Raw genomic sequence first — 20,766 nt, 5'->3', positions numbered from 1 at the left:
GCGGTCGCTGCCGTAGGTGGCGAGGAGGGCCTGGGCCTCGATCGGGTCGCCGAGGACGGTGCCCGTGCCGTGGGCCTCGACGGCGTCCACGGCGGCGAAGGTCAGGCCGGCGTCTTCGACGGCGGCGCGGATGACGCGCTCCTGGGCGGGGCCGCTGGGGGCGGTGAGGCCGTTGGAGGCGCCGTCCTGGTTCACGGCCGAGCCGGCGACCATGGCGAGGACCTGGTGGCCGCGACGGCGTGCGTCCGACAGCCGTTCCACGACGAGCACGCCGACACCCTCGGCCCAGGCGGTGCCGTCGGCATCCGCCGAGAACGACTTGCAGCGGCCGTCCTCGGCGAGCCCCCGCTGACGCGAGAACTCCACGAAGATGCCCGGCGTCGACATGACGGTCACACCGCCGGCGAGGGCCAGCGAGCACTCGCCGGAGCGCAGTGCCCGGACCGCCAGGTGCAGGGCGACCAGGGAGGAGGAGCACGCGGTGTCGACCGTCAGGGCCGGGCCCTGGAGGCCCAGCGTGTAGGCCACGCGGCCCGAGGCGACGCTCGACGTCGTACCCGTCAGGCCGAAACCGGCGGCGCCGGCACCCGCCTCGCCGAGCCGCGGACCGTACTCCTGCGCCATGACACCGGCGAACACACCGGTCTGCGTGCCACGCAGGGAGTCCGGGGCGATGCCGGCCCGCTCCAGGGCCTCCCAGGACACTTCGAGGAAGGCGCGCTGCTGCGGGTCCATCGCCAGCGCCTCGCGCGGCGAGATCCCGAACAGCTCGGCGTCGAACTCGGCGGCGCCGTCCAGGAAGCCGCCGTTGCGCACGTAGGTGGTGCCCACGTGGGCGGGATCCGGGTGGTAGAGGCCGTCGAGGTCCCAGCCGCGGTCCGTCGGGAAGCCGGAGATCATGTCCCGCTGTTCGGCGACGACCCGCCACAGCGCCTCGGGCGAGTCCACCCCGCCCGGGAAGCGGCAGCCGATGCCGACGATCACGATCGGGTCGTCCTGATCGGGACCGGCTTCGGGCGCGGCCTCGTCGCCGCGTGCGTCGGCGAGCAGCGAGGCCAGCTGCGCGGGGCTGGGGTGGTCGTATACGACCGTGGTGGGCAGCTTGCGCCCGGTGGCGGCGACGAGCCGGTTGCGCAGCTCGACGACCGTCGCCGAGTCGATGCCCAGCTCCTTGAACGTCCGCCGCGGTTCGATCTCGGCGGCGGATTCGTAGCCGAGGACGGCGGCGGTGTGCGCCCGTACGAGTTCCAGGGCGGCCGGTCCGGTCAGCGAGCCGTGCTCCTCGGCCTCCTCGCCGTACGCGTCGTCCGCCGCGTCCGGGGCGTCCACGGTGCGGGCCGGGGCAGCGGCGGCCGGTGCGGTCGGGGCCGGCGAGCCGCCGGGCTGTCCGGTGATCCAGTGGCGGCGGCGCTGGAAGGCGTACGTCGGGAGCTCGGCGCGCGCGGTGCCGGCGGGCAGGACGGCGGACCAGTCCACCTCCGCGCCGTGGCAGAACGCCTCGCCGAACGCGAGCAGCAGCCGCTGCGGGCCGCCCTCCTCGCGGCGCAGGGTGCCGAGCGCGGTCACCGGCAGGTCCGCGGCCTCGGCGGTCTGCTGGACGGCGAGCGCGAGCACCGGGTGCGGGCTCATCTCGATGAACAGCTCGTGCCCCGCTTCGAGCAGGGCCCGTACGGCGGGTTCGAATCCCACGGGTTCCCGCAGGTTGCGGAACCAGTAGTCGACGTCGAGCTCGGAGCCGTCCAGTGCCGTGCCGGTCACGGTGGAGTGCAGGGGCACGCTTCCGGCGCGCGGCGCGATCCCGGCGAGCTCGGCCGGCAGCGTGTCGCGTACGGCGTCGACGTGCGGGCTGTGCGAGGCGTAGGCGACCGGGACGCGCCGGGTGCGGACGTCCTCGCCGTACTGCGCGGCGAACGCGTCCAGGGCGTCTCCGTCGCCGGCGACCACGGTCATGCCGGGGGAGTTGACGGCGGCGACGCTCAGCCGCGGGTACGCGGCGAGGTCGGCGCGCACCCGGTCGGCGGGCAGCGACACGGTGAGCATGCCGCCGCCGCGTCCGGCCAGTTCGCCGAGGGCGGCGCTCCGCACGGCGACGAGCCGGGCCGCGTCGTCCAGGGTGAGCGCGCCGCTGACGGTGGCGGCGGCGATCTCGCCCTGCGAGTGGCCGACGACCGCGGCGGGTTCGACACCCGCCGCCCGCCACAGTGCGGCGAGACCGACCATGACGGCCCACAGCGCGGGCTGCACGACGTCGTCGCGGTCGAGGGCGGGCGCGCCCGGCCGGCCGCGCAGCACGTCGGTCAGCGACCAGTCCCGGTACGGGCGGAGCGCGCGCTCGCAGTCCTCGATCACCTTCGTGAAGACGGGGGCGGTGTCGAGGAGTTCGGCGGCCATGCCGGCCCACTGCGAGCCCTGGCCGGGGAAGACGAACACCGCTTCACGGGTGGTCCGGTGGCTGCTGCCCTGGACCGCGGTCTGGGTGACCTTGCCGTCGGCGACCGCGTCGAGGGCGGTCAGCAGCTCGCTCCGGTCGGAGCCGACCAGAACGGCCCGGTGGGCGAAGGCGGTGCGGTCGTGGGCGAGGGCGCGGGCGACCTCGGCTGCGCCGAGGTCCTCATGGGCGGCGAGGTGCTCGCGCAGCCGCTCCGCCTGGGCGCGCAGTGCCTTCTCGCCGCGTCCGGACAGCACCCAGGCGAGGGATTCGCCGGTGGCGGATTCCTCGGGGGATTCCTGATCGTTCCCGGCGGTAACAGCGGTTCCGTTCCACTCGCCGAGTACCAGATGGCAGTTGGTGCCGCCCATTCCGACCGATGTCACTCCCGCGACGAGTGGCCCATCGGAATCCCGCCATGGCTTGTTCTCGGTGAGGGCGGTGATCCGGAGATCGTCAAAGGGAATCTGCGGATTGGGAGTGCGGAAATTCAGGGTCGGGACGAGTTCCCGCTCTTTGAGGCAGAGAATGGTCTTGACGAGTCCCGCGATACCGGAGGCGCCTTCGAGGTGACCGATGTTCGTCTTGACGGAACCGAGGCGGAGGGGATTGCCGGGAGTGCGGGACGAGGCGAAAACGGCGCCCAGAGCAGAGGCTTCGATGGGATCGCCGACGCGGGTGCCCGATCCGTGGATTTCGACGTACTGGGCTTGTTCCAGCGGAATTCGCGCGTCTTCCCAGGCCTCGCGGATGACGCGTTCCTGCGCCTTTCCGTTGGGCGTGGGAAGGGTGTCGCTCGCGCCGTCGCTGCCGACGGCGCCGCCGTGCAGGAGGCAGAGGACCCGGTCCCCGTCGGCGACGGCCTGACGCAGGAGCTTCAGCGCCACCACGGCGCCGCCCTCGCCTCGTACGTACCCGTTGGCACGGGCGTCGAGAGCGTGACATCGGCCGTCGGGCGAGAGGCTGCCGAAGGCCTCCAGGGCGTGGGTGCTCTCCGGCGCGAGGTTCAGGTTGACGCCGCCGGCCAGTGCCACGACGGACTCGCCGCGGCGCAGGCTCTCGCAGGCCAGATGCACCGCGACCAGGGCCGATGACTGCGCGGTGTCCACCACCATGCTGGGACCCTGGAGGTTGAGCGCGTAGGAGACCCGGTTGGCGATGATGCCGCGGTGCAGGCCGGTCACGGTGTGCGCGGAGGTGGCGCCGGGGCCGGCCGCGTGGGTCAGGGCCGCGTAGTCGTCGGCGATCGCGCCGACGAAGACGCCGGTGCTCGTGCCGGCGAGCGTGGCCGGCACGATGCGGGCGTCCTCCAGCGCCTCCCAGGCGAGTTCGAGGACGAGCCGCTGCTGCGGGTCCGTCGCGGCGGCCTCCCGCGGCGAAATGCCGAAGAACTCGGCGTCGAAGGTGTCGACACGCGGGAGAAAGCCGCCGGGGCGCGGCGAGCCGTCGGGTAACGTGGCGAGATGCGCGCGATCCGCGGGAGCTTCCGCTATGGCATCGCGGCCGTTCTTGAGGAGATCCCAGAATTCGGCGGGGTTCGCCCCGCCGGGAAAGCGACAGGAGAGTCCGACGACGGCAACGGTCCGGTCGTCGATACCTTCGGGTGTTGGTGCTGCCGCCGGTATTCGGGCATGGCGGATCATGGTGTTCTTGCTCCCCCCGTGAAGCACGTTGAACGGCGCGGCCGACTCGGCGGTCCAGCCAGATTCAATTCGGACCCTAGCACCGAGTCGGCGCTCCGTAAACCAATGGCCACTGCATGCAGTCGGCATGCGGAAATAGGCATTCCGGACAGCCGGGGGGAGTGTCGGCGTATCCCGTAACCATCCCGTCAACGACGCGTAAACGGCGCGTCCCCACGCCGGACGGATGCCGACGGGACGGGTGTTATCCGGCGGAGGTCCACGGCACGGGCCGTGGACCGGTCACCGGGAGGCGGCCGGCACCTTGGTGTCGGCGGAGTGGCCCTCGGCGGCCTTCGCCGCCGGGTGCGCCTTGGTGATGGTGCAGACGCCGTCGACGCACTGGCGCTCGAGGCGGCCGCGGGAGATGGTCTGCGCGAGGCCGACCATCCAGCAGGTGGGGCAGCCCTTGAAGGCGATCAGGGACAGCGGGGCCGCCAGCAGGACGGCCGGGCCGGCGACCGGCACCATGGCGATCGAGCCGATGATCAGCCCGAAGCCGATGACGCCGCGCGCCAGGTGGCGCGGGACGGACTTGCTGGCGAAGTTCGGCGCCGCGGGCTTCGCGGTCGCGGGGACCTGGAGCTGTGTGGGAGCGGTCTTCACGGTGTTCACGGTCGTGGATCTCCTCCGACGTGTGGGCCGACGGCGTCGTCCGACGCCTGACCGGCGGCTTGGTCGAGTGGTGGTTCGGTCGCGGTGAGTGACTGGCGCAGGGTCGCGCGGGCCCGGTGCAGCCGCGACTTCATCGCGGCGGTGCTCAGACCGAGCGCGTCCGCGACGGTCCTGCCGGGCAGGCCCTGGATGTCACGCATGATCAGGACCTGCCGCTGGTCACGCGGAAGGGCGCTGACCGCGGCGGCGATCCGCTCCACCTCCAGCCGGTGCAGCACCGCGTCCTCGGCCGACGGTTCCGCGCAGACCTCCGGCTCGGCCGACGTCTCGTCGCTCCGCGAGACGAGCAGCCGTACCTGCCGGAGGCATTCGTTGCGCACGATCCGGAACATCCATGAGGCAAGCGCGCCGGTGGCCCGCAAGGTGCCGATCTTCCTGTAGAGGATGATCAACGCCTCCTGTGCCGCGTCCTCCGCGTCCTGCGGCGAGGCGCACAGCGAGATGGCGAACTTGCGCACATGAGGCTGCGACTCCATGACGACGGTGGTGAGCGACGAGACGTCACCGTCCTGCGCGGCCTTGATCAAGCGATCGTCCGGCCATCGGAAGCGTGGATTCATGTGCTAACTCATACCCGGAAGGCGCCCCGCGCGCAGGGCGCGGGTCAGACGCGGCTCTTCTTGAAGCGGCGCAGCAGGTGCCAGCTGCAAGCGCCCACAGCCAGGACTCCGACGACGATGAGCGCAGTGATCATTGGTGTTTCCTCCCGGTTCGGCCGGCCCGTTCGGCCGGTACACACATAGGAGGAGGGGAGGTCCGGAAAGGATTCGCCCCGGGCGAAGATTTTTTTCCGGACCTCAGGACGACCGCTCCGCGAGGCCGCGGACACCTGCCGACGGCAGGACGGTCAGCCCGCCTTCCGGGCCGTCACCACCACGCCCGGCCCGGTGTGCTCGTCCGCCGGGAGCCGGAGTTCGGCGACCGTGCGCAGCCCGGCCCGCTCGATCAGGTCCACGAGCCGTTCCGGCTGCCATCTGTGCGTCGTCCAGCGGACGGGTACGCCTCCGTAGGCCTCGGTGCGCAGCACGTCCCCGTCGCCGACGTGGGTCGCGGTGATGAAGTGCCCGCCCGGCTTCAACGCGCGGGCGAACGAGGCCAGTACCTGGGGAAGGACGTCTCGGGGGAGGTTGAACAGGGACCACCAGCCGAGCACGCCGCCGAGGGACTCCTCCCCGAGCCCGAGATCGGTGGCGGAGGCGACGGAGAAGCGGCACCGCGGATGCAGCCGGCGGGCGTTCTCGATCATGCGGGGGGAGAGGTCGACCCCGGAGACGTCGAGCCCGCGTTCGTCGAGGTAGGCGGTCACCGTGCCGGGTCCGCAGCCGACGTCGAGGACGGGTCCGAGTCCGCCCACGCTGTCGGCGAAGGCGTCGATCGACGCTTTGAGCCAGGGGTGGCGGCGGATGTCGCCGATCCCCGTCGTCAGGACCATGTCGGCGTAGTTGTCGGCCACGCGGTCGTAGGACTCGCGTACGACGTCGAGATCGGCGGGCCGGTCGATTCGGTGAGCGCGCATCGGGCAAGAATAGGGCGGCGCGCCGCGCGCAGCCCTGGACCACGCGACGCCGGCCGACGCCGACGGCTCCCATCTCCGCGCTGAGCGCGCCTGGTTGAGCCGCCGCCGTGACCGGGCCCTCCGGCCGACGCCGGCCCGGACACGGGGCAGCGCATGCGCCGGCTTCGCCCGACCCGACCGCGGCCAGGGCGTCGAGCCCCGCGCAACGATCCGCGCCCGCCCAGCGACATCCGCGCCTTCCCGCGGCGCTCGTCCCGCCGCACCTTTCCCACCGCGCCTCTCCCACGGCGCTCCGGCCGCGGGCGAGGACCCTGGTCCGACCCGGCGACGTGACGGAACGCCGGAGATGAGAGGGTCGGGCGGGTGAGTGAGACACCGACGAACACCCTCCAATACCGCGTAGACGGTCGAGACGACGCCCCGGTCCTGGTCCTGGGACCTTCGCTCGGCACCACCTGGCACATGTGGGACCGGCAGATACCCGAGCTCACCCGCGCCTGGCGGGTCGTCCGCTTCGACCTGCCCGGACACGGCGGCGCGCCCGTGCAGCCGGCCGGCTCCGTCGCCGAGCTCGGCGACCGGCTGCTGGCCACCCTCGACGAGCTCGGCGTCCAGCGCTTCTGCTACGCCGGCTGCTCCCTCGGCGGCGCCGTCGGCCTCGACCTCGCGCTGCGCGCGCCGCAGCGGGTCGCGTCCCTGGCCCTCGTCGCCACCTCGCCCCGCTTCGGCAGCGCCGACGAGTTCCGGCAGCGCGGCGTGCTCGTCCGCACCAACGGCCTCGAACCCATGGCCCGTACCGCGCCCGAGCAGTGGTTCACGCCCGCCTTCGCCGCTGCCCAGCCCGCCATCGTCGACTGGGCCGTGCAGATGGTCCGCACCACCGACCCGGGCTGCTACATCGCCGCCTGCGAGGCGCTCGCCGTCTTCGACGTCCGCGAGGCCCTGGACCGGATCGGCGTGCCCGCCCTGGTCCTGGTCGGCGCCGACGACCGGATCACCGGGCCCGCCGAGGCCCGCACCCTCGTCGCCGGCATCCCCGACGCCCGCCTCGCCGTCGTCCCCGGCGCCTCCCACCTGGCGCCCGTCGAGCAGCCCGCCGCCGTCACGGAGCTGCTCACCGGCCACTTCGCGCCGCTCGCCCAGGACACGCCCGGCGTCGCCCTGGCGCCGCCCGGCACGCCACCGGTCCCCGTCCCCGTCGTCCCGGCGGCCGAGACCGCCCCGGCGGCGCCGGACGAGGACGAGGAGCCCCGCCCCGACCCGTACGAGAGCGGCCTCAGGCTGCGCAGGGAGATCCTCGGCGACGCCCACGTCGACGAGGCCCTGGCCGATCCGTTCGGCGAGGACTTCCAGCACCTGGTCACCCGCTTCGCGTGGGGCGAGGTGTGGAGCCGCGAGGGCCTGGACCGCCGCACCCGCAGCGCCGTCACCGTCGCGGCACTCGTCGCCGGCGGCCACCACGACGCCCTCGCCGACCACACCCGGGCCGCGCTCCGCAACGGCCTCGCCCCGGCCGAGCTGCGCGAGATCCTCCTCCAGACCGCCGTCTACTGCGGCCTGCCCGCGGCCGAGAGCGCCCTGCGGGTCGTCCGCCACGTGATCGAGGAGGACACGACACCGCCGGCCTAGGTCGCTCAAGAGCGGCAGAGCCCACGGCCTGCCCCTAGGCTGCGGCCGTGAAGCTGACGAAGAACACCCATGCCTGCGTCCGCCTGGAGAAGGACGGCCGGACGCTCGTCATCGACCCCGGGATGTTCACCGAGGAGGACGCCGCGCTCGGCGCGGACGTCCTCCTCGTCACCCACGAGCATCCGGACCACTTCGACGAGGGACGGCTGCGCGCGGCCCTCGAGGCCGACCCGGCCGCCGAGGTGTGGACGCTGCGGAGCGTCGCCGAGCAGCTCACGGTGGCGTTCCCCGGCCGCGTCCACACCGTCGGCGACGGCGACGCGTTCTCCGCCGCCGGCTTCGACGTACAGGTGCACGGCGAACTGCACGCGGTGATCCACCCGGACATCCCGCGGATCACCAACGTCGGCTTCATGATCGACGGGGCCGTGTTCCACCCGGGCGACGCCCTCACCGTCCCCGACCGCCCGGTGGAGACCCTGTTCCTGCCGGTCATGGCGCCGTGGAACAAGATCTCCGAAGTGATCGACTACGTACGGGAGGTCAGGCCGGTCCGCGCGTACGACATCCACGACGCGCTCCTCACCGACCTGGCCCGGCCGATCTACGACCGCCAGATCGGCGCCCTCGCCGGCACCGACCACCGCAGGCTCACCCCGGGCGACTCGGCCGAGCTCTGACCGGTCCCGCGCCGCGGACCGCCGACTGTCACACCCCGCCGTTAGGCTTGCGCACATGCGCATCGCCACCTGGAACGTCAATTCGATCACGGCCCGGCTGCCCCGCCTCCTGGCCTGGCTGGAGAGCACCGGCACCGACGTGCTGTGCATCCAGGAGACCAAGTGCACCGTCGAGCAGTTCCCCGCCGACGAGCTGCGCGAGCTGGGGTACGAGTCGGTGGTCAACGCCACCGGCCGGTGGAACGGGGTCGCCCTGGTCTCCCGGGTCGGCCTGGAGGACGTCGTCACCGGGCTGCCCGGCGGCCCCGACTACGAGACCGTGCAGGAGCCGCGGGCCATTTCGGCGACCTGCGGCCCCGTCCGTCTCTGGTCGGTGTACGTGCCGAACGGCCGGGAGGTGGCGCACGACCACTACGCGTACAAGCTGCGCTGGCTGGAGGCCCTGAAGGCCGCCGTCGCCGAGGACGCGGCGGGCGGCCGGCCCTTCGCCGTGCTCGGCGACTTCAACATCGCGCCCACCGACGAGGACGTCTGGGACATCTCCCTGTTCGAGGGCGCCACCCACGTCACCGAGCCGGAGCGGGCGGCGCTCGCCGGGCTGCGCGAGGCCGGCCTCGTCGACGTGGTGCCGCGCCCGCTGAAGTACGACCACCCGTACACGTACTGGGACTACCGCCAGCTCTGCTTCCCGAAGAACAAGGGCATGCGCATCGACCTGGTCTACGGCAACAAGCCCTTCGCGGACGCGGTCAAGGACAGCTACGTGGACCGCGAGGAGCGCAAGGGCAAGGGCGCCTCCGACCACGCCCCGGTGGTCGTCGACCTCGACGTCTAGAGACCTGGACGTCCGGAGACGTGGACGTCCGGTGGTGGCCCGGTGATCTCCGCGCGCCGGGTGGTGCCCTCCAGGGGTGGAATGGGACGCTGTTCGGATGAACATTCCTTTCCTGGACAACTGGCGCAAGAAGCATGAAGCGGAACGGTCCCCTCTGGTCTCGGTCTTCGACCGGGACCCGGAGGGCGCCGCCGAGCTGCTCGCCGAGTGCGAGCTGCTGCGCGCCCGTGCCCAGGAGGCGGGAGTGACGCTCGACGACACGCCCCGCTCGCTCGCGGCGCTCGACCAGCTTCCGCCACGCTGGCGGGAAGATCCGGAGGAACTGCCCTGGGTCGGGAACGACGCGGGCCTCTATCTCGGCACCGTGATCGTACGGACCGTGCCGGGCGCCGGATGGCGGCTGCGGCCGGACGGCCAGCCGGTGGTGCTGCTGGCCTCCGGCCGCGAGATCAACGTGGTGGCGGCCGGGCTCGACTGGGCCGCCACCGGTGCGCCCGAACTCTTCCAGGTCTACGCGGAGTCCGCCGAGTTCTGAGCCTCCGGGCGCCCCGCACGAGCCCTGCCCGCCCGGCTGCAGCCGGTGATCACTCCGCCCGCACCGGCACCGACACGTAGCTCGGATCGGCCGCCGGTGAGGAGAAGGTCAGCTGCGCGCCGGTCGGGTTGTGCTCGATGTACAGCGGGTCGACGGTGTCGACGACCAGCGCGAGCCGGTGACCGGCCGGCACGTCGTAGGCCGTGGAGAACAGGTCCAGGTCGACGGCGAACGGCTGTCCCGGCTTCTTGTCGTGGAAGGTGTACGGGGCGTGGGTGACCAGCTTGCCGATGCCGAGCGGGCCCACGTCGTACAGGTACGCGACGAAGGTGCCGCTCCCGGCGGTCGGGGTGACCGTGGTGTGCAGCCGCGTGGTGCCGCGCACCCGCTGCGCGGTGTCGTACCGCCCGGTCTGCCACACGGCGGCGAAGGCCCGGGGGAGCAGCGGGATCGAGGCGGTCGGCGGGGCCTGGAAGAACTGGTCCAGGAGGTTGGAGAGCATCACGACACCGCCGTTGGCGCCGGAGTCGATGTTCGCCCAGACGTGCTCGGAGTCGGTGAGCGCGAACTTCCGCCGGTCGGCGTCGACGGACTTCCAGTCCGGGTAGCCCTCGTAGCCGGCGTCGGAGCGCGGCTTGAGCCGGACCGGCTGCTCGCGGTCGACGCCGTTGTCCACGCCCTTGAGGTGGTGGTCGAACCAGCGGTGGGCGCTGGTCCAGGTGTCGTTGGGCAGTCCGAGCAGTCCGGTGGCCTCCGCGGTGGCGTGGTCGCCGGGGCGGAACTCCAGCCGCTTGGGGCCGCTCAGCTTCTCGTAGAAGCTCGCGAACTGGTTGGGCGGGAAGATCGTGTCGCCCCAGGCGTTGCCCAGCATGACCGCGGGCCGGTTGGCGTTGATCGCGTCGAGGTACGTGGCCGCGGACCGCTTGCGGCCCCAGGCGATCATCTCGTCCTCCTTGTCCAGGTCGGACGTGAGGAAGTCGCCCAGGACCTGCCGGAGTTCGGGGCCGGGCCGGCCGGTGAGGTACCCGGCGCCGCCGAGCAGGGCGGCGGCCTGGAGGTGCTGGGTGCGGCCGCTGTAGATGGAGTCGATGAGGTCGGCCCAGCCGCTGAGCGCGGCCACGGCCCTGACCCGCTTGTCATGGGCGGCGGTGAGCAGGCTGATGCCCGCGCCGTACGAGACGCCGGCCATGCCGACCTTGGCGGGATCGGCGGGCGTGTGGGCCAGGGCCCAGTCGATGACGAGGGACGCGTCCGCGATGTCCTTCGGTCCGGCGGTCTCGATCTCCCCGCCGGACTGCCAGAAGCCGCGCGAGTTGTAACTCACCACGACGTAGCCGGAGTCGGCGAGCTTCTGGGCCTGGGCCAGGTACTCGACCTGGGGCATGCCCCAGCTGGTCGGGAGCACGATGACCGGGTAGCGGGTGGAGCCGTCGGCGCCGGCCGGGGTGGCGACGTTGGCCTTGAGGACGGTGCCGCCGTCGCCCGCGATGTCGACGAAGCGCAGGGTGCCGCCGGACTCGGCGGCCGTGGCCGCGCCGGCGGCGGGGGCGAGCCCGAGGGTCGTGCCGGCGACGAGGGCGGCCGAGACGGCCAAGGTCAGCGCTGTGCGCACGGGTCACTCCTCACTGGTTCACTGAATGGGGGGCAGTGAAAGTGACCCGACGGTAACCGCGACGGCTTACCCGGGGTAACCGCTCAGTAAGTTACGCAAGGGTAACGATTGGTGGAACGGAGCCGTCAGCGCAGGGCGCTCTTCGCCTGCCAGTCGGCCCAGGACAGGTTCCACTCGCCGTAGCCGTTGTTCAGCGCCTGCGTGCCCTTGGCGTCGGAGCCCGTGATCTCGAACGGGTCGCCCACCTGCACCGCGTCGTACACCGCCTTCGCGTTCGCGTCGCTCATCCCGATGCAGCCCGAGCTCCTGTTGGCGTTGCCGAAGTAGGCCGCGTTCCACGGCGCCGCGTGCGCGTACATGCCCGACCAGGTCAGCCGCATCGAGTGGTCGACCATCTTGTCGTAGGCGTCGCCGAGCCCGACGGTCTCGGAGCGCATGTTGATCGTGCCCTCCTTCGCCATCAGCACCGTCTTCCCGCGCCACGAGGCCTTCTCGCCGCCGGGCGTCCCGGCCGACATGGGCACGTCCTGCACGACCTGCCCGTCCCGCAGCAGCTTCAGCCGGTGGGTGTCCAGGTCGACCGTGACGAGCTGGTTCCTCCCGACGGTGAAGCCCGTCGTGTAGTCGCGCACGAACCAGCCGCCGGCGCCCCCGGAGTCGATGCCGTTGAGCTCGGCCTTCAGCGTCACCTTGGTGCCCGCCTTCCAGTACTCCTTCGGCCGCCAGTCCACCCGGTCCTTGCCCGACCAGTCCTGCATCCAGCCCCAGGAGCCCTCGGTGCCGTTCGAGGTGGTCACCTTCAACTGCCGCTCCACGGCGGCCCTGTTCTTCACCGGGTGGTCGAAGACGATCGACAGCGGCTGGCCGACGCCGACCGTGGCGTTCCTGCCGGGCGCCAGGGTCAGCTTGTTCACCCGCTCCGGCTCGGCGGTGGCGAACGACGCCTTCGCGCCGCCGCCGTCCGTGTCCCGCACCTCCACGGCGTACGAGGTCCCCGGCGCGGCCGGTCGCAGCGAGGTCCACGTCTTCCCGTCGGCGCCGACCTCGCCGGCCAGGTTCCCGCCCTTGTCGTCCGTCACGGTCACCTGCTGGAGCCTCGGACCCTCGGCGAGCGTCACCACCACCGGCGCGCCGGCCTTCGCCCGCTCGCCGGTCAGGTTCACCGAGACCCGCGTCCGCGGCGCCTCCTGCGCCGCCCCTCCGGCCCCGCCCGAGCCTCCACTGCCGCCACCGCACCCGCCGAGGGTGACGGCGAGTGCGGTGGTGACGAACAGGGCGGCGGGCACGGATATACGGCTCACGGAAACGACCTCCGGTGGTGATCTCTTACGGGAGGAGAGAGTCCGGACGGCCGGAGACGGTTCCGTACATGTGCCCTATTCCTGTGATGTCGGATGTGAGATGGGCGACGTCACGGACGGTCGAGGAGGGCGACGGCCTCGGCGAAGTCCGCGTGCGCGGGCCCGAACGTCCGCGCCGCGGCGAAGTACGCCGCACGGTCGGTCAGCGCCCGGGCGAGGCGCCCCGGGTCGTCGGGCAGCCGGCGGGCGAGCGCCACGCCCTCGTCGAGGAAGGGCCGCATCCGCTCCTCGAACCGGTACGGGCTGTGCCCGTCCCGGCTCACCGCGCGCAGGGTGATCCGGCGCTGGACGTCCACCAGCTCGGCAAGCCGGCCGTCCGCGCGCAGCAGCGCCGCCTCCTCCTCGAGCCGCGGCAGGTCGCCGGTGTACGCCGCCCTCGCGTCGGCCGACCAGCCCTCGCCCGTACCGAACGGCGGCATCGGCGCCCCCGGCCCCGCGGCCGGCTCCGCGTCCCGTCCCGACAGGACGAACAGCGTGGCCCACCAGGAGAGGAGGCAGCTCCAGGTCCTCGGCTCGCCCGTCGCCGCCAGCTCCTCCAGCACGCCCAGCGCCTCCCGCCGCGCGGCCACGGCTTCCGCCCGTCGTCCGGCCGCGTCGAACATGCGCGACTGATGGACCAGTTCCCACGTGAGGACGGCCAGCGCGGTGCGCTGCTCCGCCGCCTTGCGCCGGCCGTCGTCCACCAGCTCCCCGAAGACCTTCAGCGCCTCCTCCCGCATCCCGGCCGCCTCCAGGTTCGCCGTCCACTCGACCCTGCTCCAGAAGGTGTGCTCCCCGTTCCCGTCCCGTACGGACCGCTCGTTGAGCTCCGCGGCCTCACGGAACCGCCCCTCCTCGGCCAGGACCAGGGCCAGTCGGCCGCTCCACCCGGCCGCCGCCAGCTCCTCGCAGACCGCGCGCCCCTCGGCCCGCCTGCCGAGCGCGAAGAGCACCCCCTGATGGGCGTTCAGGGCGTGGCGGAGCCGCTCCGTCCGGCCGGGCACACCGGCCTCGATCCGCCGCGCCGCCTCCGCCGCCTCGGCGAAGAGCCGCACCCGCACCTCCGGATCCCGCAGCTCGTGGCCACGCTCCACCAGCGCGTCCACCAGCTTCGGCAGATAGGCCTTCGGACTCACCTGTGCCAGCACCCGGTACGCCCCGATCCGTGCCCACAGGCTCGGCTCGCCGGACCCCAGCAGCAGCACCCGCGCCCTCAGCACCGCGTTCTGGTCGGTCTTCCCGGAGTTCCCCGTGTCCGTCATGTTCCCCCTGTTCACCGTGTTCTCCGCGTGATGCACGAGGGGAGATTCTGGGAGTCGGAGGACAGCCCGGACAAGGCTCCCGAACTGTGCGTTCCGTCCTACGAAAAACGGCTCTGACCTGTCATGATGGTGACGTCTTCACTCCGAGGGGAGGGCCGGTGGGCAACAGCGGCGCACCCGGGGCCGTCCCCGACGTCTTCGACCCGCGGATCTACGCCGCCGGGATCCCGCACGACCGCTTCCGCGCCCTGCGCGACCACCACCCGGTCGCCCGCCAGGAGGAGTACGAGGTCCTCGGCTGGCCCGCGGGGCCCGGGTTCTGGGCCGTGACGCGGCACGCCGACGTCGTCCGGGTGCTCAAGGACGCCGAGGGGTTCTCCTCGTACCTCGGGGCCACGCAGATCCGCGATCCCGACCCGGCCGACCTGCCGTTCATCCGGCGGATGATGCTCAACCAGGACCCTTCCCCAAGCTCTCGACTTCGTTCGAGCAGGGGAGACCTCCATCACCACGGGCGGCTGCGCCGGCTCGTCAGCCGCGCCTTCACACCTCGCAGGATCGACCGGTTCGCCGCCACCGCACGCGCCCGGGCTCGCGAACTCCTCACCTCGGCAAGGGAGTCGGGCGACGAGATCGACCTCGTGAAGGCCGTCACCGACGACTACGCGCTGCTCAACCTCACCGACATCCTCGGCGTGCCGGCCGCCGACCGCGGGCTGCTGCACACCTGGACCGAGCGGGTCATCGCCTACCAGGACCCCGACGAACCGCCGGTCCTCGACGCCGACGGCCGACCGGTCAACCCGCGCTCACCCGCCATGCTCGCCGAGATGTTCGGCTACGCGCGGGAACTCGCCGTCCACAAGAAGGCGCATCCCGCCGACGACATCATGACCGCCCTCGCCGAGACCGAACTCCAGGACGCCGAACTGGAGATGTTCTTCTTCCTGCTGACCGTCGCCGGCAACGACACCGTGCGCGCCGCCGCCCCCGGCGGACTGCTCGCCCTCGCCGAACACCCCGACCAGCAGCGGCGGTTGTGGACCGGAGACGTCGACACGGACACCGCCGTCGACGAACTCCTCCGCTGGCACCCGCCCGTCCTCTCCTTCCGCCGCACCGCCACCCGCGCCACCGAGCTGGCCGGGGTGCCGATCGCCGCCGGCGACAAGGTCGTCGTCTTCCACGCCTCCGCCAACCACGACGAGCGGGCCTTCGCCGACCCCCGACGGCTCGACCTCGCCCGCACCCCCAACCCGCACGTCTCCTTCGGCGACGGCCCGCACGTCTGCCTCGGCGCGCACTTCGCCCGGCTCCAGCTGAAGGTCCTCTACGAGGAGGCGCGCGCGGTGCTGCCGGGCCTCGCACCCGCCGGGCCGCCCCGGCGGCTCGTCTCCAACTTCATCAACGGGATCAAGTCGCTGCCGCTGCGGCTGGAGCCGTGCGCGCCTCGCGGGTGACGTCGGCGACGAGCTCGACCACATCGGGGCCGTACGCCTGGGAGTTGACGACCTTCAGGAGCAGGACAAAGGAGCCGTTCCGGTAGCGACGCGCGAGGCGCGCGTGATGCCGGGCCAGGTAGCGGGTCGCCGCCTGGTTGTTGATGGCCCGCTGCCCGCAGAACAGGAAGACCGGGCGCCCGCCCTCGCCGGCCGTCAGCCGCGCGAGCAGCACGTACTCGACGACGCCCGGCTCCATGCGATACACGTCCTCGCCGATCCGTATCGCGCCCCGCTCCTCGGCCGGTTCCCGGGCCGTGCTCATCTGCAGCCCCGGCAGCAGACTTCCCAGGTGGGCGCCCATCCGCCGATTCGAACCCGGCCCGCCGACGCAGAACTCCGTGCGGTCGCCGAAGCCCTGCTGGGCGAGATCGTGCTGGACGATCTGCGCGTGCGCCCCGCAGTCCTTCACGAGCGCGGAGAGTTCGAGCAGCGCCGACACGTCGAAGCGGTGCACCGCACTGTCGCTCCCGGCCTCCCGGTGCACCACGAGCAGGCACTCGGAGTGGCTGGGCAGCCCGAAGAAAGCCTGCTTCTTCCGGAGTCTCCGCCGCCACAGATAGGTGCGGGCCAGCCAGCCGAGGGAACCGCTGACCCCGGTGGCGAGCACGCCCAGGACGACGTTGCGCAGGTCTTCGTTCATGGGCGCGCATGCTACTGGGCGACCGGTCGGCTGTTCGAGTGGCGGTCCTGACGGGAGGTGCGGGCGGAAGTTACGCTGCGCGGACGGTCGTTGACTGGAGGTAGGAATGCGGTACCGGTTCCGGGGTTCCACCGTACGAAGCGGTTCGATCGTGGCCGTCGCCGCCACGGTGCTGGCGGTCGGTGCCGCCGCACCGCCGACGGCCGCCGGACCGGCGCCGGCCCCGGTCAAGGTGCCCGTCGCCGCGGGCTGGGGCGGAGCCGTCGCCAGCGTCGACGCGGACGCCTCCGCCGCGGGCATCGAGGTGCTCCGCAAGGGCGGCAACGCGGTCGACGCCGCGGTCGCCGTGGCCGCCGCGCTCGGCGTCACCGAGCCCTACTCGGCGGGCATCGGCGGAGGCGGCTACTTCGTCCACTACGACGCGAAGACCCGTACGGTGCACACCATCGACGGCCGCGAGACCGCGCCCGCCTCCGCCGACGCGAACCTCTTCGTCGAGAACGGCAGGCCCATCCCCTTCGAGGAGGGCATGACCAGCGGCCGGGGCGTCGGCACCCCGGGCACGCCGGCGACCTGGGAGACCGCGCTCGACGCGTGGGGCAGCAAACCGCTCGGGAAGCTCCTCGAACCGGCCGAACGGCTGGCCCGCGACGGCTTCACCGTCGACGCCACCTTCCGCGCCCAGACCGCGGCCAACGAGGCCCGCTTCCGCGACTTCCCCGCCTCCGCCGAACTCTTCCTGCCCGGCGGACAGTTGCCGGTGGTCGGCTCCGTCTTCAAGAACCCCGACCTGGCCCGTACGTACGAAGAACTGGGCCGGGACGGCACGGGCGCGCTCTATCGGGGCCCGCTCGCCCGCGACATCGTGAACACCGTCCGGCAGCCACCGGTCCGCGCGGGCGCCACCCGGGTGGTGCGCTCCGGCGACCTGACGGAGCGTGACCTCGCCGGGTACGAGACGATCCGGCGCCGCCCCACCAAGGTCTCCTACCGGGGCCTCGACGTGTACGGCATGGCGCCCTCGTCCTCCGGCGGCACCAGCGTCGGCGAGGCGCTGAACATCCTGGAGTCCACCGACCTCTCGCGCGCCCCGCAGGCCGGCTATCTGCACCGCTTCATCGAGGCGAGCCGGATCGCCTTCGCCGACCGCGGCCGCTGGGTCGGCGACCCGGCCTTCGAGGACGTGCCCGTGCGCGGCCTGCTCTCCCAGCGGTACGCCGACTCCCGGGCCTGCCTGATCCGCGACGACGCCGCGCTGACCAGCCCGCTCGCGCCGGGCGACCCCCGCGACCCGGCAGGGGGCTGCGCGAGCGGCGGCATCGCCGCTCCCACCACGTACGAGGGCGAGAACACCACCCACCTCACCGTCGCCGACAAGTGGGGCGACGTCGTCGCCTACACGCTGACCATCGAGTCCACCGGCGGCAGCGGCATCACGGTCCCCGGCCGCGGCTTCCTGCTCAACAACGAGCTGACCGACTTCTCCTTCGCCCCGGCCAACCCGGCCGTCCACGATCCCAACCTCCCCGGCCCCGGGAAGCGTCCGCGCTCCTCGATGTCGCCGACGATCGTCCTCGACGGGACCGGCCGCCCGGTGCTCGCCCTCGGCTCCCCGGGCGGCGCCACCATCATCACCACCGTCCTCCAGACCCTGACCGGCGTCGTGGACCGCGGCCTTCCCCTGGTCGACGCCATCGCCGCCCCCCGCGCCAGCCAGCGCAACCAGACCACCACCGAACTCGAACCGGCGCTCTGGAACAGCCCTCTGAAGGCCGGCCTCGAGTCCCTCGGTCACGCCTTCCGCCAGAACCCCGAGATCGGTGCCGCGACCGGCGTCCAACGCCTCCCGGACGGCCGCTGGCTGGCCGCCGCGGAGACGGTCCGCAGGGGCGGCGGATCGGCGATGGTGGTGCGGCCCGCGTCCTGAGGATCCGTGGCGCCGTCAGGACCGGCCTGACGGCCTACAGCGCCGTGAGGATCCTCGGACCGTCGTCCGTGACGGCCACCGTGTGCTCCGCGTGGGCCGCGCGGGAGCCGTCGAGCGTGCGGATCGTCCAGCCGTCGCGGGCCGTGTAGTGGTGGTCGCGGCCGCCGCCGATCAGCATCGGCTCGATCGCGATCACCATCCCGTGCCGCAGCGGCATGCCCCGGCCCGGGCGTCCCTCGTTGGGGACGTCCGGGCCCTCGTGCATCGTGCGGCCGACGCCGTGGCCGCCGAGGCCGTCCGGGATGCCGTAGCCGGCCTTGCGGCAGACCCGGCCGACGGCGTGGGCGATGTCCCCGACGCGGTTGCCCACCACGGCCGCCGCGATGCCCGCCTCCAGGGCCTCGTAGGCGGTGTCGATCAGCCGGGTGTCCTCGGGGCGCGCCCGGCCGATCGTGAAGCTCACCGCCGCGTCGCCGACCCAGCCGTCGAGCACCGCCCCGCAGTCCACGCTCACCAGGTCGCCGTCGGCGAGCCGGGTGCCGTCCGGGATGCCGTGCACGATCGCGTCGTTGACCGACAGGCAGACCACGGCGGGGAAGGGCGTCGGGGCCCAGTCGGGGCGGTAGTCCAGGAAGGGCGAGCCGGCCCCGGCCGCCGCCAGGACCTCCCGCGCCACCCGGTCGAGTTCCGCGAGCGTCACCCCGGGCGCCGCCTTGTCCCGTACGGCCTCGAGGGCCTGGGCCACCACCCGCCCCGCCTCGCGCATCAGCAGCAGGGTCGCATCCGTCTTGATCTCCACCATGCCAATTACTATACCGGTATTAGAATGGTGTCATGGTGCGTACCCCCCTCACCCCCGAAGAGCGCGAGCGCGGCGAACGCCTCGGTCACCTGCTGCGCGCGGCCCGCGGCGACCGCTCCATGGCCGAGATCGCCGCCGCCGCCGGTCTCTCCGCCGAGACGCTCCGCAAGATCGAGACCGGCCGCGCCCCGACCCCGGCCTTCTTCACGGTCGCCGCGCTCGCCGGAGTGCTCGGCCTGTCGATGGACGAGCTCGTGACGAGCTGCGCGCCGGCGCCGGTCTAGCGCGGCGGCCCCGTCTAGCGCGCCGGTCCCGGCTCGGCCGGCGACCGCCGTACCGCCACCGCCAGCTGCACCCGGCTGTGCCGCGGACCGTCGATCTCGTCGACGATCGCCCGGGCCAGGTCACCGTGGGCGATGCGGCCCGGCCCGTCCAGGACCGTGCCGACCGCCGTGCGGTAACCGCCCGTCACCGGCGCCTCCGGGTTCAGGTCGAGCGGCGGGACCACCATCAGCCAGTCGAGTTCCTCGCCCGCCTCGGCGGTCAGAAGCTCGAACTCCGCCACGTGCCCCTGAGCGAACGCCCACCACTCCGCCGGGAATTCGGGCGCGTCCATCAGCCGCGTCCCCGGCGCCGTCTCCAGCGTGGTCGCGATCCCCAGGACGACGAGGCGCCCCACGCCCGCCTTCCGCAGGCCCGTGACCAGGGCCCGCGCCGCCGCCGTGAAGTACTGCTCCGAGGGGATGTCGAGCCGGGCCGAGGCGTTCACGGCCGCGTCGTGCCCGGCGGCCAGGGCCGCCACCGCGTCCGGGTCGGTGGCGTCGCCGCCGACGACCGCCGCGCCCGTCCCCGCCAGGTCCGGGTACTTCGCCGGGTCCCGCACCACCGCGGTCACGTGGTGGCCGCGGGCCACCGCCTCCGCCACCGCCGCGCGGCCCACGCGTCCGCCCGCCCCGAAGACGATGATCCTCTTGCCGGCGCTGTCGCCGCTGCCGTTGCCGTTGTCGCTCGTCACGTCGTTCATGGCAGGGACCGTAGAACGCAGGCACCCGGTTACTTCAACGGTACCGGGGTCCTGGGCTAGCGTCGGGCCCATGACCGCCCAGCCGCCCCTGAGCCCCACCCTCTTCGACGACCCCGACTGCGTCGAACGGCCCCAGCCCGTCCGGGTCTTCGGCGGCAAGTGGACCGCCATGGTGCTGCGCTGTCTCGAGGACGGCCGGGCCCGGCGCTTCACGGAACTGCGCGTCCCGCTCCACATGGTCACCCCCAAGGTCCTCACCGAGACCCTGCGCGCCATGGAACGCGACGGCCTCGTCTCGCGGACCGTCCACGACGAGAACCCGCCCCGCGTCGAGTACGCCCTCACCGGCCTCGGCCGCTCCCTCATCGCCCCGCTCGACACCGCCTGCGCCTGGACCCGTGCCCACGCACCCGCCGTCACCGAGGCCCGCGAGAGCTACGACACCGCCGCCGGCCCGCAGAGCAGGCGCTGATTCTCCGACCGCACGCGGTGGCGAGGGCGTGGGCGACGGTGGACTGCCTCAGCGGTCAGAAGCGGGCGTCGACCGGGTGTGCCCACGAGGCGTGGGCCCGCCGACAGCGCACCGGACTCGTGCTGCCCCGGCGCATGCCGCCGAACGGTTACCTCGGCATCCGCGGGCCCGTCATGGTGATGACGCAATCCCCGCGAGGAAGGTA

At 72.9% G+C, this 20,766-nt stretch carries 18 protein-coding genes; 8 read left to right on the top strand and 10 right to left on the bottom strand.

All coding sequences use genetic code 11. The features are described from left to right. The 4 genes from ACFVGS_RS14810 to ACFVGS_RS14795 form a co-directional block, all read right to left on the bottom strand. Nucleotides 1–4,071 (bottom strand): type I polyketide synthase (locus tag ACFVGS_RS14810; RefSeq protein WP_385692654.1); only part of this gene is annotated, 4,071 nt, incomplete at its 3' end. 282 nt (nucleotides 4,072–4,353) lie between these two features. Continuing rightward, nucleotides 4,354–4,725, bottom strand: coding sequence for a hypothetical protein (locus ACFVGS_RS14805; protein WP_384419577.1), 372 nt, complete (start codon nucleotides 4,723–4,725; stop codon nucleotides 4,354–4,356). Further along, nucleotides 4,722–5,345 (bottom strand): RNA polymerase sigma factor, encoded by a 624-nt coding sequence (locus tag ACFVGS_RS14800; RefSeq protein WP_385692653.1) that lies wholly within the window; start codon nucleotides 5,343–5,345, stop codon nucleotides 4,722–4,724. The genes ACFVGS_RS14805 and ACFVGS_RS14800 overlap by 4 nt, the downstream gene beginning before the upstream one ends. 287 nt (nucleotides 5,346–5,632) lie before the next feature. After that, entirely contained in the window at nucleotides 5,633–6,301 is a 669-nt protein-coding gene (locus ACFVGS_RS14795) for a class I SAM-dependent DNA methyltransferase (RefSeq protein WP_385692652.1), read from the bottom strand. A gap of 363 nt (nucleotides 6,302–6,664) precedes the next feature. Between ACFVGS_RS14795 and ACFVGS_RS14790 the strand changes: the two genes are divergently transcribed. The 4 genes from ACFVGS_RS14790 (at nucleotide 6,665) to ACFVGS_RS14775 (ending at nucleotide 9,980) form a co-directional block, all read left to right on the top strand. Then, on the top strand, nucleotides 6,665–7,930 hold the full coding sequence (locus tag ACFVGS_RS14790) for an alpha/beta fold hydrolase (RefSeq protein WP_385692651.1): 1,266 nt from the start codon (nucleotides 6,665–6,667) through the stop codon (nucleotides 7,928–7,930). Nucleotides 7,931–7,977: 47 nt separating this feature from the next. Further along, complete coding sequence (locus tag ACFVGS_RS14785) at nucleotides 7,978–8,610, top strand: MBL fold metallo-hydrolase (protein WP_385692650.1); 633 nt, start codon at nucleotides 7,978–7,980, stop codon at nucleotides 8,608–8,610. Between the two features lie 55 nt (nucleotides 8,611–8,665). Beyond that, nucleotides 8,666–9,445 (top strand): exodeoxyribonuclease III, encoded by a 780-nt coding sequence (locus ACFVGS_RS14780; RefSeq protein ID WP_384419590.1) that lies wholly within the window; start codon nucleotides 8,666–8,668, stop codon nucleotides 9,443–9,445. Nucleotides 9,446–9,542: 97 nt separating this feature from the next. Next, on the top strand, nucleotides 9,543–9,980 hold the full coding sequence (locus ACFVGS_RS14775) for a DUF6278 family protein (RefSeq protein WP_384419593.1): 438 nt from the start codon (nucleotides 9,543–9,545) through the stop codon (nucleotides 9,978–9,980). A gap of 49 nt (nucleotides 9,981–10,029) precedes the next feature. Here ACFVGS_RS14775 and ACFVGS_RS14770 read toward each other — a convergent pair whose 3' ends face one another. The 3 genes from ACFVGS_RS14770 to ACFVGS_RS14760 all read right to left on the bottom strand — a co-directional run bounded on the left by ACFVGS_RS14770 (nucleotide 10,030) and on the right by ACFVGS_RS14760 (nucleotide 14,194). Next, nucleotides 10,030–11,592, bottom strand: coding sequence for an alpha/beta fold hydrolase (locus ACFVGS_RS14770; RefSeq protein WP_385692649.1), 1,563 nt, complete (start codon nucleotides 11,590–11,592; stop codon nucleotides 10,030–10,032). 125 nt (nucleotides 11,593–11,717) lie between these two features. Continuing rightward, entirely contained in the window at nucleotides 11,718–12,893 is a 1,176-nt protein-coding gene (locus ACFVGS_RS14765) for an Ig-like domain-containing protein (protein ID WP_385692648.1), read from the bottom strand. 110 nt (nucleotides 12,894–13,003) lie between these two features. Further along, nucleotides 13,004–14,194, bottom strand: a complete 1,191-nt coding sequence (locus ACFVGS_RS14760) for a hypothetical protein (protein ID WP_385692647.1) — start codon at nucleotides 14,192–14,194, stop codon at nucleotides 13,004–13,006. Nucleotides 14,195–14,352: 158 nt separating this feature from the next. On the opposite strand from ACFVGS_RS14760, the gene ACFVGS_RS14755 reads away from it, so the two are divergent. After that, the gene (locus ACFVGS_RS14755; RefSeq protein ID WP_384419606.1) at nucleotides 14,353–15,654 is read left to right on the top strand and encodes a cytochrome P450; all 1,302 of its coding nucleotides are present in this window, start codon (nucleotides 14,353–14,355) and stop codon (nucleotides 15,652–15,654) included. On the opposite strand, the gene ACFVGS_RS14750 is transcribed toward ACFVGS_RS14755, so the two are convergent. Beyond that, entirely contained in the window at nucleotides 15,608–16,336 is a 729-nt protein-coding gene (locus ACFVGS_RS14750; RefSeq protein ID WP_384419609.1) for a hypothetical protein, read from the bottom strand. The two genes, ACFVGS_RS14755 and ACFVGS_RS14750, sit on opposite strands and share 47 nt — an antisense overlap. A gap of 106 nt (nucleotides 16,337–16,442) precedes the next feature. Here ACFVGS_RS14750 and ggt point away from each other — a divergent pair, with 106 nt between their 5' ends. After that, a complete protein-coding gene (gene ggt / locus ACFVGS_RS14745; RefSeq protein WP_385692646.1) occupies nucleotides 16,443–18,263 on the top strand; it encodes a gamma-glutamyltransferase in 1,821 nt (606 codons plus the stop codon). 34 nt (nucleotides 18,264–18,297) lie between these two features. Here ggt and map read toward each other — a convergent pair whose 3' ends face one another. Further along, on the bottom strand, nucleotides 18,298–19,065 hold the full coding sequence (gene map, locus ACFVGS_RS14740; RefSeq protein ID WP_385692645.1) for a type I methionyl aminopeptidase: 768 nt from the start codon (nucleotides 19,063–19,065) through the stop codon (nucleotides 18,298–18,300). A 32-nt stretch (nucleotides 19,066–19,097) separates the two neighbouring features. Between map and ACFVGS_RS14735 the strand changes: the two genes are divergently transcribed. Then, nucleotides 19,098–19,349, top strand: a complete 252-nt coding sequence (locus ACFVGS_RS14735) for a helix-turn-helix domain-containing protein (RefSeq protein WP_384419616.1) — start codon at nucleotides 19,098–19,100, stop codon at nucleotides 19,347–19,349. 14 nt (nucleotides 19,350–19,363) lie between these two features. Here ACFVGS_RS14735 and ACFVGS_RS14730 read toward each other — a convergent pair whose 3' ends face one another. Further along, on the bottom strand, nucleotides 19,364–20,089 hold the full coding sequence (locus tag ACFVGS_RS14730; protein ID WP_385692644.1) for an NAD(P)-dependent oxidoreductase: 726 nt from the start codon (nucleotides 20,087–20,089) through the stop codon (nucleotides 19,364–19,366). A 70-nt stretch (nucleotides 20,090–20,159) separates the two neighbouring features. Between ACFVGS_RS14730 and ACFVGS_RS14725 the strand changes: the two genes are divergently transcribed. Next, entirely contained in the window at nucleotides 20,160–20,561 is a 402-nt protein-coding gene (locus tag ACFVGS_RS14725) for a winged helix-turn-helix transcriptional regulator (RefSeq protein WP_384419620.1), read from the top strand. Nucleotides 20,562–20,766: the final 205 nt, after the last annotated feature.

This window comes from Streptomyces sp. NPDC127114 (assembly GCF_042677525.1).
Lineage (GTDB): Bacteria > Actinomycetota > Actinomycetes > Streptomycetales > Streptomycetaceae > Streptomyces.
This window is presented reverse-complemented; position numbering and strand designations above follow the sequence as displayed.

Excerpts from the sequence above, each read along its gene's own strand:
- ACFVGS_RS14800 (WP_385692653.1), bottom strand. The coding sequence starts at position 5,345 with ATGAATCCACGCTTCCGATGGCCGGACGATCGCTTGATCAAGGCCGCG.
- ACFVGS_RS14795 (WP_385692652.1), bottom strand. The coding sequence starts at position 6,301 with ATGCGCGCTCACCGAATCGACCGGCCCGCCGATCTCGACGTCGTACGC.
- ACFVGS_RS14780 (WP_384419590.1), top strand. The coding sequence starts at position 8,666 with ATGCGCATCGCCACCTGGAACGTCAATTCGATCACGGCCCGGCTGCCC.
- ACFVGS_RS14775 (WP_384419593.1), top strand. The coding sequence starts at position 9,543 with ATGAACATTCCTTTCCTGGACAACTGGCGCAAGAAGCATGAAGCGGAA.
- ACFVGS_RS14760 (WP_385692647.1), bottom strand. The coding sequence starts at position 14,194 with ATGACGGACACGGGGAACTCCGGGAAGACCGACCAGAACGCGGTGCTG.
- ACFVGS_RS14750 (WP_384419609.1), bottom strand. The coding sequence starts at position 16,336 with ATGAACGAAGACCTGCGCAACGTCGTCCTGGGCGTGCTCGCCACCGGG.
- ggt (WP_385692646.1), top strand. The coding sequence starts at position 16,443 with ATGCGGTACCGGTTCCGGGGTTCCACCGTACGAAGCGGTTCGATCGTG.
- map (WP_385692645.1), bottom strand. The coding sequence starts at position 19,065 with ATGGTGGAGATCAAGACGGATGCGACCCTGCTGCTGATGCGCGAGGCG.
- ACFVGS_RS14735 (WP_384419616.1), top strand. The coding sequence starts at position 19,098 with ATGGTGCGTACCCCCCTCACCCCCGAAGAGCGCGAGCGCGGCGAACGC.
- ACFVGS_RS14730 (WP_385692644.1), bottom strand. The coding sequence starts at position 20,089 with ATGAACGACGTGACGAGCGACAACGGCAACGGCAGCGGCGACAGCGCC.
- ACFVGS_RS14725 (WP_384419620.1), top strand. The coding sequence starts at position 20,160 with ATGACCGCCCAGCCGCCCCTGAGCCCCACCCTCTTCGACGACCCCGAC.